Origin of the sequence: Chitinophaga eiseniae (assembly GCF_900167135.1) — a bacterium.
GTDB classification, from domain to species: domain Bacteria; phylum Bacteroidota; class Bacteroidia; order Chitinophagales; family Chitinophagaceae; genus Chitinophaga; species Chitinophaga eiseniae.
In genome coordinates this window covers 1,017,610-1,031,192 of sequence record NZ_FUWZ01000002.1, presented here as the reverse complement: position 1 = coordinate 1,031,192, position 13,583 = coordinate 1,017,610, and the positions used below count along the sequence as shown (strand labels likewise).

The 13,583-nt window shown below is 51.2% G+C and carries 10 protein-coding genes; 5 read left to right on the top strand and 5 right to left on the bottom strand.

Going from position 1 to position 13,583, the window contains the following annotated elements:
* The first annotated feature begins 9 nt into the window (after nucleotides 1-9).
* Entirely contained in the window at nucleotides 10-1,635 is a 1,626-nt protein-coding gene (locus tag B5D63_RS13810; protein ID WP_200817004.1) for a RagB/SusD family nutrient uptake outer membrane protein, read from the top strand.
* A gap of 176 nt (nucleotides 1,636-1,811) precedes the next feature.
* On the opposite strand, the gene B5D63_RS13805 is transcribed toward B5D63_RS13810, so the two are convergent.
* Nucleotides 1,812-2,975 carry a TlpA disulfide reductase family protein gene (locus B5D63_RS13805; RefSeq protein ID WP_078669369.1) on the bottom strand — a complete coding sequence of 388 codons (1,164 nt, stop codon included), beginning with the start codon at nucleotides 2,973-2,975 and terminating at the stop codon, nucleotides 1,812-1,814.
* Nucleotides 2,976-3,042: 67 nt separating this feature from the next.
* Nucleotides 3,043-4,494, bottom strand: coding sequence for an Asp-tRNA(Asn)/Glu-tRNA(Gln) amidotransferase subunit GatB (gene gatB, locus B5D63_RS13800; protein WP_078669368.1), 1,452 nt, complete (start codon nucleotides 4,492-4,494; stop codon nucleotides 3,043-3,045).
* A 107-nt stretch (nucleotides 4,495-4,601) separates the two neighbouring features.
* On the opposite strand from gatB, the gene B5D63_RS13795 reads away from it, so the two are divergent.
* Nucleotides 4,602-5,984 carry an aldehyde dehydrogenase gene (locus tag B5D63_RS13795; protein ID WP_078669367.1) on the top strand — a complete coding sequence of 461 codons (1,383 nt, stop codon included), beginning with the start codon at nucleotides 4,602-4,604 and terminating at the stop codon, nucleotides 5,982-5,984.
* Nucleotides 5,985-6,065: 81 nt separating this feature from the next.
* On the opposite strand, the gene B5D63_RS13790 is transcribed toward B5D63_RS13795, so the two are convergent.
* Nucleotides 6,066-7,073, bottom strand: coding sequence for a PDZ domain-containing protein (locus tag B5D63_RS13790; protein WP_078669366.1), 1,008 nt, complete (start codon nucleotides 7,071-7,073; stop codon nucleotides 6,066-6,068).
* Nucleotides 7,074-7,297: 224 nt separating this feature from the next.
* Entirely contained in the window at nucleotides 7,298-9,919 is a 2,622-nt protein-coding gene (gene alaS, locus B5D63_RS13785; RefSeq protein WP_078669365.1) for an alanine--tRNA ligase, read from the bottom strand.
* A 351-nt stretch (nucleotides 9,920-10,270) separates the two neighbouring features.
* Here alaS and B5D63_RS13780 point away from each other — a divergent pair, with 351 nt between their 5' ends.
* The 3 genes from B5D63_RS13780 to B5D63_RS13770 all read left to right on the top strand — a co-directional run bounded on the left by B5D63_RS13780 (nucleotide 10,271) and on the right by B5D63_RS13770 (nucleotide 12,400).
* Nucleotides 10,271-11,242 (top strand): M23 family metallopeptidase, encoded by a 972-nt coding sequence (locus B5D63_RS13780; RefSeq protein ID WP_078669364.1) that lies wholly within the window; start codon nucleotides 10,271-10,273, stop codon nucleotides 11,240-11,242.
* Nucleotides 11,243-11,382: 140 nt separating this feature from the next.
* On the top strand, nucleotides 11,383-11,889 hold the full coding sequence (locus tag B5D63_RS13775; protein WP_235021536.1) for a MerR family transcriptional regulator: 507 nt from the start codon (nucleotides 11,383-11,385) through the stop codon (nucleotides 11,887-11,889).
* A 10-nt stretch (nucleotides 11,890-11,899) separates the two neighbouring features.
* The gene (locus B5D63_RS13770; protein ID WP_159456020.1) at nucleotides 11,900-12,400 is read left to right on the top strand and encodes a thioredoxin family protein; all 501 of its coding nucleotides are present in this window, start codon (nucleotides 11,900-11,902) and stop codon (nucleotides 12,398-12,400) included.
* A gap of 72 nt (nucleotides 12,401-12,472) precedes the next feature.
* On the opposite strand, the gene B5D63_RS13765 is transcribed toward B5D63_RS13770, so the two are convergent.
* Nucleotides 12,473-13,576: a mechanosensitive ion channel family protein gene (locus tag B5D63_RS13765; protein WP_078669362.1), complete on the bottom strand. Its 1,104-nt coding sequence runs from the start codon at nucleotides 13,574-13,576 to the stop codon at nucleotides 12,473-12,475.
* Nucleotides 13,577-13,583 lie beyond the last annotated feature (7 nt).

Here is a 13,583-nt window from a genome sequence, read left to right as displayed (position 1 = left end):
TTAAGTATCATGACAAAGAAATTGAGATATCAATATAACGGAAACCTTACCAAGGTGGTAGCAGGAGTACTGATGATAGCAGCCGGTTTGTCTTCCTGCAGCAAATTTACGGAACTCACACCCAAGAACCAGCTGGCGGACAATACCGTGTTTAAGGATTCCGCACAGGTGGAACTGGCGTTGAACGGCGTGTACAACGCTGCTGCCATCGGTAGCTACAACGATAGTTATACCGCCGCCCGCGGTTATCCTTTCGGTGCTGCCTCTATTGAGCAGGGAGAAATGAGAGGAGAGGATATGATCAACCTCGAAGGATTTTATGAGATTACTTACAAATCCCAGTATTCCACCACTTCCGCCAACAATGTGAACATGTGGGTGAACCTGTATGCGCTGATCAACCAGGCGAATACATTCATCGAGGGTGCACAGGCTGCTGCAACAACCGGTATTATTTCTTCCGGCAAAGCATTGCAGCTGGAGTCTGAAGCCCGCTTCCTGCGTGCGCTGGCTCATCACGAGTTGCTGATCCACTTCTGCAGGCCGTATGCTTCGAAAAATGGTGGTGAAGTGGGTATCCCCTACCGTACCATTGCGATGAACTCTGTTTCGAAGATAGACGAGGCGCTGAAAGTAGGCAGGGGTACCGTGGCGGAAGCATACACCCAGCTGCTGGCAGACCTGGATTTTGCAGAAGCTAACCTGAGCGGTACTACGAAATTTGGGTATAATCATGCTACCAAAGGAGCCGTGATAGCGCTGAAAATGAGGATCAAGCTGCACAAAGGTGATTATGCCGGCGTTATTGCGGAGGGTACCAAACTGGGTACCGCTGCTGCCGGAACATCCTTTAACAGCCCGGTCAACGGATATACACTCGCTTCCAGTCCTGATGAACCGTTTACCAAAAACGATAAAAACAGCGAGTCCGTTTTCTCTATCGCCAACAGCGCGCTGGCCAATGGTGATACCAATGGTGCGCTGCCTTCCATGTTCCTGCCCTCCACCAGTGGTGGCCGCGGCCTGGTAGCCACCAGTCCTAATCTGTACAACGCTGCATTCTGGGCGGAAGATGACTTGCGCAGGTCATTGCTGCAGATCAAACAGACGACTACCAAAGATGGCAAGCCGGTGGATAACTATTATTTCAGCTATAAATACCGCGATGGCCTTAATAAGTCCGATTGGGCGCCTATTATCCGTTATGCAGAAGTATTGCTGAATGCTGCGGAAGCGTATGCCCGTACAGGTAATACCGCTCAGGCCTTTGCCCTGTACAATGCGGTGCGTAACAGGTCCCTGCCTGCTACCAGCCCTAACAGAATCACCACGCCTCCTGCAGATATGATGCTGGCTATCCTGAACGAACGCCGTGTTGAATTTGCCGGTGAAGGACGCCGCTGGCCGGATATTCACCGCCTGGCGCTCGATCCGGTGTATTCTGCAAAAGGTATTCCCGCTAAGGTACTGAAGAGCGATCTGAAAACTGATGGCAGTGATTATAACGTGGTGACCAGACCGGTGGTGAAAGCCAGCTATAACGCGATCTCCTATACGGACTTCCGTTTCATCTGGCCTATCCCATCTACTGAAACTGCTTCCAATCCTAATCTGAAGCAAAATCCCGAGTACTAGTAACATCTCCATAGCAATAGATGATGAGTAACATATATTCAGTTAACACGTGTCCCGGGATTCCTCCCGGGACTTTTTTATGCAATGGTTCGTTTTCCTGACGAACGCTCAAGCGAAGAAGGCTGACCTGTTTTGCAGGTCAGCCTTCTTCGTTGATGAATATGATCGGGAAAATATTACTTCAGTACCTCCCGCAGTTTAGCGGTCAGTGCCTCGCCTCTGAGGTCGCTGGCAATCACTTTGCCTTGCGGATCGAGGAGGAAGTTGGTGGGGATGGCGTTGATGCCGTACAGTGGTACTACGGAAGAGTCCCAGAATTTCAGATCGCTGACGTGGTTCCAGGTAAGGCCGTCTTTGGCGATAGCTGCCAGCCACTGATCTTTGGTTTTATCCAGTGATACACCGAGGACAGTGAAGTTTTTGCCTTTGAACTGCTGGAAAGCTTTCACTACGTTCGGGTTTTCCTCGCGGCAGGGACCACACCAGCTGGCCCAGAAATCGAGCAGCACGTATTTGCCGCGCAGGGACTTCAGGCTGATCATTTTACCGTTAGGATCAGGGAGCGTGAAATCAGGGGCTTCCATACCTACTTTAACGGCGGTTGCGGCTTCATCGTCGCCACCGGCTGCATCACCTGCGCTTAACTGGTTGTTTTTTTCCAGTTCGGCAATTTTATCAGTCATGCTTTTCACCAGGGTATTTTTGGGAAAGCGGGTGGTTAAACCGGCGATCACCTGTTTATGGGCGATGATTTCTTCCGGGTTTCTCACCTGGCTGATAGCGAATACGGCGTTGGCCGGATTTTTTGTTTTTTCAGCAAGGGTAAAGAATCCCTGTTCAAATTCTTTTTCTTTTTTCTGGATGGCTTCCAGCTGCGGCTGAAATACGCTGTCCGGCACTTTGGCGTTGTGGAGGCTGTCTACCTTGCGCATTTCTTCTGTCAGGGCGATAGACTGCTTGCTGATGTCCTGCAGGAACTGCTGCAGTTCGGCCGTTGCTTCGGAACCTGTTACCTTCATGGTTTCGAGGTCGTTGGCATCGCCGGTCAGTTTCATGTCTCCTGCGTCGAGCGCCAGCAGAACGAATTTGCCATTATCAAAACGGATGCGGTAGAGGCCTTGTTCGGGCACCATACCTTTCAGTGTAAATTTACCGCTGGCGTCTTTTACATTGGTGGAGTCCACCACTTTCAGGTTTTCCAGTGTCAGTTCTTCCAGTACTACAGGTCCGAGGGGGAGGTTGCTGAATTGTCCCTCGATTTTAAACTCTCCTTTTTCCTGCTGTCCGGCACATCCGGCCAGGAAAGCTGCAACGGACATCCACAATAAGTATTTTTTCATGCTACTGATTTTTTATCGTTTTCTGAGCCTTTCAACTGTCAATATTAGCTAAATATCTTCAAAGCGGCTATCCTTTCAGTTTTTCGGCCAGCAGTTCGTTGGTGAGCCGGGGGTCTGCCTTGCCTTTGGACAGTTTCATTACTTCTCCTACAAACAGCGACATCAGGCCTTTTTTGCCACCGCGGAAAGCGGCTACCTTATCCGGGTATTTGGCGAGCACCTCATCGATGATGGGGCTGATGTTGTCGGCGTTGGTGTCCTGCAGGAGGTTGAGCCGCGTGGCGATGGCCAGCGGGTCTTCGTTGGTAGCGGTGATCATCTCCGGTAATATCCTCGAGGAGGCGATGGAGAAGCTTACCTTTCCGCTGTCGGTGAGATGGATCAGCGCTGCCAGGACCGCCGGGGTAACCGGGAACCGGGAGATATCTTCCGAATGTTCGTTAAGCCATGATTTTACAGGGCCCAGCATCCAGTTGGCGGCAGCTTTATATTGGGTGGTAACGGTGGTCAGGCTTTCGAAGTAGTCGGCTGTGCCTTTATCATCGCAGATCACGCGGGCGTCATACTCCGGCAGGCCGTAGTTGGTGGTGTATTTTAGTATCAGTTCTTCCGGCAGCGCGGGCAGGGTGGCCTTGATGGCGGCAATAAATTCATCGGTGAGATGGAACGGTGCCAGGTCCGGCTCGGGGAAGTAACGGTAGTCGTTGGCTTCCTCCTTGGAGCGCAGGGAGAAGGAGCTGCCGGTAGCTGCGTCGAAGCTGCGGGTTTCCTGTATCAGGGTGCCGCCGGCTTCCAGCAGGTCTATCTGCCTTTTTACTTCGTTATCGATGGCCCGTTTCACGTTACGGATAGAGTTCATATTTTTCACTTCTACCTTGGTCCCCAGGGTGGTAACGCCTTTGAGGCGCACAGAGATATTGGCGTCGCAGCGCATACTGCCTTCTTCCATATTACCGTCGCATACGCCGAGGTAGCGTACCAGCCGCCGCAGCTCGGTCAGGTAGGCGTAGGCTTCGTCGCTGGTATGCATGTCCGGCTCGCTCACGATTTCCACGAGCGGCACGCCGGCGCGGTTATAGTCTACATAGCTGTTGGCCGGGTCCTGGTCGTGCAGCAGTTTGCCTGCGTCTTCTTCCAGGTGGATACGGTTGAGCTGAATCTGGCGGCTGCCGGCATCGGTCACCACGGGTACATACCCTCCTTTGCAGATGGGGGCGGTATGCTGGGATACCTGGTAACCTTTGGGCAGGTCGGGATAGAAGTAGTTCTTACGGGCGAAATAATTATCTTTTTCTATTTCACAATGGCAGGCGAGGCCCAGTTTGATGGCGTATTCGGCTGCTTTGCGGTTCATCCGGGGCAGCGTGCCGGGATGTGCCAGAGAAATGGCGCTGATATGGGTGTTGGGCGCCCCGCCAAAGGCCGCGCTGTCGCTGCAGAACAGTTTGCTCTCTGTAAGCAGCTGGGCATGTACTTCCAGCCCGATCACTGTTTCATATTTGCTGTAGATATCGCTCATAATCCGTACTGATTATCGCAAATATATTCAAATAATGCTGGGTTTCCGACCTATTTCATGCCCGGAAATACCTAACTTGAGACAGATAAAGGTTAAATTTTCACCCTATGATCAGCAATGCCCAGATCAGTCAGCTGTATAATGCCCAGCACGACTATTTCGATTCCGGAGTGACCCACCCCTATGCCTTCAGAAAAGCGATGTTGCAAAAGCTGAAAAAAGCTATTCAGCGTTATGAGCCCCGTATTCTCGAAGCATTGAAACTGGACCTCCATAAACACCCGCTGGAAGCATATAGCAGCGAAGTCGGGTTCCTGTATGAAGAAATAGCCTATATAGCGGCCAACCTGAAACAGTGGATGGAGCCGGAGGTGGTGACTTCCCCCTTCGTGACTTATCCCAGCAGCAGCCGGGTGTATCGTGAGCCGCTGGGGCTTACGCTGATCATTGCGCCCTGGAATTATCCTTTTATGCTGCAACTCAGCCCGCTGGTAGGGGCCATCGCCGGTGGCAACTGCGCCATCCTGAAACCTTCCGAACTGGCGCCGCATACGGCGACGGTTATCACAGACCTGATCAAAGACACCTTTGAACCTGCCTATATCAGTGTGGTGGAAGGCGAAGGTGGTACCGTGATCCCTGCCCTGATGGCGTTCCGGTTCGATCATGTGTTTTTTACCGGCAGCATCCCTGTGGGAAAAAAAATCATGGAGATGGCCGTACCGCATCTTACGCCGGTGACGCTGGAGCTGGGAGGCAAATCACCCTGCGTGGTGGATGAAAAGGTAAATGTAAAGGTGGCGGCTAAACGAATTGTATGGTCCAAGTTCTGGAATGCCGGACAAACCTGCGTAGCGCCGGATTACCTGCTGGTGCATCATAAAATAAAAGAAGCGCTGGTGGCCGCCCTGAAAGAGGCTATTGTGGAGTTCTTCGGCGAAAACCCCGCTGCCAGCCAGGACTATGCCCGCATGATCAATACCCGCCGTTTTGATGCGGTAGCGGCCTATCTGAAAGAAGGACGGGTGCTGCATGGCGGTCAGACTGACCGTGAGCAGCGGTATATAGCCCCTACCCTGCTGGAAGAGGTGGAATGGGACGACCCGGTGATGCAGGAGGAAATCTTCGGCCCGGTGCTGCCGGTGCTGACCTTTGAGACGCTGCCGCAGGCGATACAGGCGATTAAGAAAAACCCCTATCCGTTGGCGTTGTACGTCTTCACTAAAAGCAAAAAAACAGAGAAAGCATTAATAGAACAGGTGCGCTTTGGCGGCGGCTGCGTGAATAATGCGCTGGTACATCTTACCAATCCGGAACTGCCTTTCGGCGGCGCTGGTTACAGTGGTATGGGGCAGTACCACGGCCGTTATAGTTTTGATACGTTCACCCATGCCAAGGGAATGCTGAAAACCGCTACCTGGCTGGATGTGCCGGTAAAGTATCCACCGTTTAAGAATAAACTCGGACTGCTGAAAAAGATCATGAAATAGTGCAGAAGAACGAAGAGACTGACCTGTGATGGTCAGCCTCCCCGCCTGTATAATTAAACCCAAAAGAAAAAAGTACTTATTTTAAAGATCTGCTGTGTGCAGCTTCTTTGGAACCTTGATGCTGATGGTCTGCGTCTGACCATTTCGTTTAACTGTAGCCGTTATTATCCCCTTGTTGCGGTTGCCACGATAAATCTCCGCTACGTCGTGGGCTGATTTTACCGGGCTGCCGGCCATTTCGGTGATCAGGTCGTTGACCTTGAATCCTGCTTTTTCTGCGGGCGACCCCGGCGTCATATTGATCACCTGTGCAGCATCGCCGTCATCGGTGTCCTGCACCTGTATGCCTAGTTTTACGCCGTCATCGGCCCTTTCAAAACCACCAAATCCCTGTCTGCCACGGGGCATGGGGAAAGCGAACATTTCGCTTCTTCTGCGGGGCGCATTAAAGAGGCCGCTGAAAGCGTCTTCTTTTCTTTCGTCCAGCGTAACGGTGGCTTTGTTTGGTTTGTTATCGCGTGTATACGATACCGTTATTTTATCGCCGGGTTTGAAACTACCGATAGTTTCGTACAGTTCTTTCGGTTCGTTGATAGTTTTATTATTGATTTTTGTGATGGCGTCTCCTGCTTTCAGGCCGGCTTTCTCCGCAGGGCTGCCAGGGGCCACGGACTTCACGGTCGCGCCCACAGCGGTGGTTTTTTCAGTGATGACGCCCAGTACGGCTTTATTGGCGGAGATAGGCATTGCTTCCCCTTCGTCGTCTCCATCACTGTTGAAGAGCTGGATGTCACCGCGGGAAGGACCGCCGAAGCTGAAATTATTGCCGTTTATCGGCGTAATCTTGCGGCGGAAAACGGAGATGTCCGGATTGTTGTACTGGTCCAGCTTATTGCCATCGACCAGGATGTCGCCGTCTTTGATTTCCACGGTTACCTTACCGCCTTTGTTGCTTTTGTTTTTAATGACGATTTCATCATACTCGCCCATTTTATCTTTGGAGGAAGCACCCGGATTTTGTGCGGCGGCCACGCTCACGATGAGGCAACCAAAGCCTGCGAGGGTAAAATTTCTGAGTACGTTTTTCATATGTCAGTTTGATTTTTGAGTGATACAAAATTAACGGGGGTAAGAGGTAAGAAAAAGTTAAAACTGTTCATCAGGTGACGACGGTCACCAGATGAATTGTTAAAATTTTGCCTTCAGCCCGGGCCCCCGGGCTGAAGGCGGGGGGAACTGCGCGGCGGGCAGGTATTAAATAAAGAAAGGCTGACCCCCAAGAGTCAGCCTTCCTGTTCATATGGAAAATGAATTTATCCGAGGATCGCTTTCACAGCAGCCACAACCTGGTCCAGTTTGTCTGTTTCCTGGCCGCCTGCGGTGGCAAAGGATTTCTGCCCACCGCCGCCGCCTTTGATCAGCGGAGCTACTTTTTCTTTGATGATTTTAGGCGCTTCCCATCCTTTGGCTGTCACCAGTTCCTCTGCGATACTGAGGGCTACGCTGGCTTTGCCGCCGATATTGGCTGCAAACAGCAGTACATGGTTGGGGATGTCGTTTTTCAGCTGGAGGGCCAGTTGTTTCAGGCCTTCTGCATTGCTGACGTTCACCACCTGTCCGAGGAAGTTGACGCCGTTGATGTCCTGTACCTGGTCGCGCAGGCCGGCAGCGAGCTGGCGGACTTTTTCCAGTTCCAGGGCTTCCACTTGTTTTTCCAGGGAAGATTTGTCCTGTACCAGTGTTTCCACTGCTTTTACCAGTTCTTTCGGATTTTTCAGCGTATTTCTAATCTCTTTGAGTTGCTGCAGCTGTTCGTTCACGAAGGCTTCCGCAAGAGCGCCGGTAACGGCTTCCACGCGGCGTACGCCGGCAGCTACCGCTCCTTCAGACACAAACTTGAACAGGCCCAGTTCTCCGGTGGTGGCCACGTGGGTACCGCCGCACAGCTCTACGCTGTAGGCCGGGTCCATGATCACTACCCGCACCACGTCGCCGTATTTCTCACCAAAGAGGGCCATGGCGCCCAGTTGCAGGGCTTCTTCTTTCGGCAGCTCCTTGATCACCACCGGGATATTCTGGCGGATCTTTTCGTTAACGAGGGCTTCAATCTGCGCGAGCTCTTCGTCGGTTACTTTGGCGAAGTGGGAGAAGTCGAAGCGCAGCGCTTCGGCGTTCACCAGCGAGCCTTTCTGTGCCACGTGCGTGCCCAGTACCTGACGCAGTGCGGCGTGCAGCAGGTGGGTAGCGGAGTGGTGACGCGCAGTATTATGGCGCTTATCTTTAGTCACTGTTGCTTTTACTTTCGCGGCGGGATTGGTCGGCAGTTTATCAGCAAAGTGAATAATCAGGTTATTTTCTTTTTTGGTGTCGGTCACGTGGATGGCCTCGTCGCCGAAGTGAAGTACACCGGTATCGCCTACTTGTCCGCCGCTTTCTGCGTAGAAAGGAGTCTGGCCCAGTACCAGCTGGAACTGCTCTTTGCCTTTGGCCTTCACGGTACGGTATTTCAGCAGTTTGGTAGTGCTTTCCAGTTGTTCGTATCCGATGAATACCGAATCGGGTGTTTCGTCCAGTACTACCCAGTCGCCGGCATCTATGGCGGTAGCGGCGCGGGAGCGGTCTTTCTGTTGCTGCATCGCGGCTTTGAAGCCCGGCTCGTCTACGGAGAACCCGTTTTCTGAGGCGATGAGCATGGTGAGGTCGTAGGGGAAACCGTAGGTGTCGTATAATTCGAAGGCGGTCTGGCCATCAACAACTTTGCTGGCTGTCTGTTGCTGCATTAAGTCTTCGATCCGGCGGATGCCGCTGTCAAGGGTGCGGAGGAAGTTGTTCTCTTCCTCAAATACCACCTTCTTCACGAATTCCACCTGCTGTTGCAGTTCGGGGAATACGTGGGAAAACTGGGCGGCCAGTACCGGCACAAGGTCATGCAGGAGTGGTTTTTTTACATCGAGGAAGGAGAAGTAGTAGCGTACGGCCCTGCGCAGAATGCGACGGATCACGTAACCGGCGCCGGTGTTGGACGGTAGCTGGTCATCAGCGATGGTGAAGGAGATGGCGCGGATGTGGTCCGCTATTACGCGGAAAGCCACGTCTTTACGACTATCGGTGCCTTCATATTTTTTACCGGTGAGTTGTTCGGTGATATGGATGGTGCCCATGAACACGTCGGTGTCGTAGTTGGAGGTTTTACCCTGTAGTACGCGTACCAGGCGTTCGAAGCCCATGCCGGTGTCCACGTGTTTGGCTGGCAATGGTTCGAGAGACTTGTCCTTCAGGCGGTTGAACTGCATGAATACGTTGTTCCATATTTCAATCACCTGCGGGTGGTCCGCGTTGACCAGCGTTTTACCGTCTATCGCCTGTCTTTCGTTGTCAGGACGGCAGTCTACGTGTATTTCGGAGCAGGGGCCACAGGGACCGGTGTCGCCCATTTCCCAGAAATTGTCTTTTTTGTTGCCCAGCAGGATGCGGTCTTCGGAAATATGTTCTTTCCAGAAGTTAAAGGCTTCCTCGTCTCTAGGCAGGTTTTCGCTCGCATCTCCTTCAAAAACAGTGACATAGAGTTTGTCTTTCGGGATGTTATAGACTTCTGTCAGCAGCTCCCAGCTCCAGGCGATGGCTTCTTTCTTAAAATAGTCGCCAAAGCTCCAGTTGCCCAGCATTTCGAACATGGTGTGGTGATAGGTGTCGATACCTACTTCTTCCAGGTCGTTATGTTTGCCGCTTACCCGGAGACATTTCTGCGTGTCCGCCACCCGGGTGTGGGCAGGCGTTTTATTTCCCAGAAAGTAGTCTTTAAACTGGTTCATGCCCGCGTTGGTGAACATCAGGGTGGGATCGTTTTTGATCACGATAGGGGCAGAAGGAACGATCTGGTGTCCTTTCGACGCAAAAAAATCCAGGAATTGCTGTCTTATCTCAGATGCTGTCATAAATATGGATGCGAGTTAATATGTATTTTTATTTCCATGTAACTGGGAAAAACGAACGTTTTTGTATTGTTTTTCAAGCCATTATAAAGTAGTTAGAAAATTGACATTCAAAAGGTTGATGTTTTAATCTAATTACATTAGGTTTGTGCGCCTTATTTTCCGACGGTTTACAGGGAGTGCAAAAATATTGAAACCTGTATGATTATTCAAAAAAGGTTGTGTTACCCGGCAAAAAAGTTAATGTGGACAGAAAATAACGCAAAAACGGCCATCCGCTTGTTTGGACCTCATGAAATAAAACTGCTGAAACAGCGTTCACTGCTGTAAGCCAGCGTAAAGTACACCCGGTGCATGAAGAAGGTTAAATATTTTTACAACACCCAAACATTAAAATATGAGAAGCTCGTAGTATCGCTGCGGGTGAAGATCCTGAGGATACTCGGGTTTGTATCTGCTGCCATTGTTACCGGGGCGATCTTTCTGTCTGTGGCCTACCGGGTGGTGGATTCCCCCAAGGAAAAGTCGCTGCGCCGCGATCTGGAGGGGATGAAGGAAAAATATGAAGCCATGCAGGGCCGCGTAAAGGAAATGAGGGGGAAGCTGGCCGAACTGGAAGAGCGTGATAATGAAATTTACCGGGTGATATTTGAGGCCTCTCCCATCCCGGACAGTGCGCGGGAAGGCAAAATCAACCGCGACGAGGAGGCTGCCCAGCTGCAATCCTTTGCCAGCAGCGAAATCATTGCTTCTACCGGCATCCTGCTGAAAGAACTGACCAATCGCATTAAATCACAGGAAAAATCATACGAAGAGATCGATAACCTGGTAAAAAACAAACAACAGATGCTGGCGTCCATCCCGGCTATACAGCCGGTGGCCAACAAAGACCTGAAGCACATCGCCTCCGGTTTCGGATACCGTATCGACCCGATCTATAAAACCATGAAGTATCATGCGGGGCTTGACTTTGCGGCGCCCAGCGGCACTCCTATCTACGCTACCGGCGACGGTACGGTGGAAGAGGCCAGCCTGAGCGACGTGGGCTACGGCAACCACGTGATCGTAAGGCATGGATATGGCTATAAAACATTATATGGCCACATGTTCCGTATGAAGGTGAAGACCGGACAGGCCGTTAAACGCGGCGATGTACTGGGCTGGGTGGGCAGCACCGGTAAGTCCACCGGCCCCCACTGCCACTATGAAGTCATTAAGAACGGAGAGAAAGTTGACCCGGTGTACTTCTTCTTTAATGACCTCACTCCCGAACAATTTGACCGCATGCTGAAGATGGCCCGGTCCGGCAACCAGTCGTTCGACTAATGCCCGTCGCCGTTAGTGCTTAGGTTTTAATGCGTTGCAACAGGTAAATGATATTTTTCCGGAGGATAAAAGCGGTAAGCTTGCTATGAAAAGCTTAACTTCATTCCCGTAAAGAATATTTTTCACCGTTTTTTACCATTATGCAACAGTTAGACCTCTTTTCCACACCTGGAACTCCCCACCCGGTACCGGAGACTGCGGGAGGTTCTGTAAAAGCAAAAGTGAAGAAGGCCGTAGCTGTACCCAGACAGCCTGGTAAAAAGCGGGGACGTAAATCATTGAAAGAGGTATCGGAAGACCCAGACTTGATTATGGAGTTGGACAAATTAGTGCTGGATAAGCAATATTATTCAATCAGTGAGGTAGCTGCCATGTTCCGGGTAAATACTTCGCTGATACGCTATTGGGAAAATGAATTCGATATTCTTCAACCCAAAAAGAACAGGAAAGGGGACCGGCTGTTCCGTCAGGAAGACATCCAGCACCTCAAACTGATCTACCATCTGCTGCGGGAAAGAAAATATACCATCGAAGGCGCCAAACAAAAGCTGAAGGAAGATCTCAAGCTGGCAGCCCGAAATTTCGAAATGGTACAGGCTTTGCTTAAGGTACGTGGTTTTTTAACCGAACTGAAAGATCAATTATAAAAACATGTTTATGCGCTTGAAAACATTACTACTGGGAGGCGGCCTGCTTTTTTCAACAATGGCCTGGGCACAGAATGGAAACGATAAAGTGATCAAAGGCAAAATTGAAATGAAAACCCTGATGCAGGACCAGTCTACCGATTGGTTTTATAAGGGGGTGAACAGCTATCAGCCCAACGATAATATGCTTAACTACATTAAGTCCAACCGCACCAATTATAACCTGGTGGTGGTAATGGGCACCTGGGACGAAACCAGCCGTAAGGTGGTTCCTGAACTGTATAAAGTGATGATCACCGCCGGCAGCCCGGAAGACCAGGTGCTGATGTTTGGCGCTGATCAGAAAATGCAGACGGACGCTCCTACTGACTATAAAGTGAAAAAACTGCCTACCGTGATCGTTTACCGCGATGGCAGCGAAGTGGGTCGTATCGTAGGCGCACCGAAAGAATCTGTGGAAGCAGACCTGTCCCGCATCCTGCTGAACAGCTCCAGGAAAGAAAAAGAATAACCGTTCTGCGATAATGTATAGAAAAGGCCCGTTGGTACCATACCAACGGGCCTTTTGCTGTTAATGCCATGATCAGCTGTCTGATGTGCTGAATGTTACGTTGGTAGACGTCGTGGGTAGTTTCACCTCGTTGGCCGCCAGCAGCCGGATGATGGCGAGGTTCACGTTTTCCCGCAGGGCCGCGTACTGGGCGCCGTCGATGATGTAGGTATTGAAGATGACCTGCACGACATAGGTATCCTTCGTGAAATCGTTCAGGTTTACCGTGAAGCCGGGCAATACATTGGAATTGTTTTTCAGCAGGCTGCGGATGTCGTCCAGCACCTTCAGCATCTTGTCGGCAGGCGCTTCTGAGCCTATCTCGAGGCGCATGGCCACCCGTTGTTGCGTACGGAGCGACAGGTTGTCCAGAATGCTGTCCACCATTTTTTTGTTGGGGACGGTCACAAAAGTCTTTTCCAGTGTACGGATACGGGTACTGCGCAGTCCTATCTTCTCCACGGTGCCCTGGTAGCTGTCTACCTTTACGCTGTCGCCTACACGGAAGGGTTTGTCAAAGAAGATGATGAAAGAACCGATGAGGTTTTCGATGCTTTCTTTGGCGGCGAGGGCGAGGGCTGCCGCACCGATACCAAGGCCTGCGATGATCTTCTCTACCAGCGACGGGCCGAAAAGTATCCTGATAAAAGCGATGGCCCCCATAATGAAGACGATCGCTTTAAAGAAATCGCGGAAGAAGATGATAAACTGGTTGTCTGTTTTGTCTTCCGTGAGGTCTGCCTTCTTTTCCAGTACCAGCGCGATGAAGTCGATCAGCCGCAGCATGATCCAGATGATGCTCATGCTGAAAGCCAGTGCCAGCAGGGTGTCGGTGAGGTCCTTCAGGGTGGCTTTGTTGTACAGGTGTACGTTGAGCACTTCAGGGAAGGTAAACCGGTCGATGGTCAGCATAAAAGTGACCAGTAACAGGAAGTATTCCAGTGGCCGTAGCAAAAGGCTGACGAAGTCTTTTTCCTCTATCTGGGGAGACCAGCGGCGAACGAGGCGGAACAGGATGGCGGCCATCCCTTTGGATACGAAGCGTTTAACAAAAGACACGAAGAGCAGTACCCCGATCAGTACGAGGTAGTCCCTTACGGGGTTGTCCAGGATGACCTGGTTCAGGAAATCATTCATATGGTTA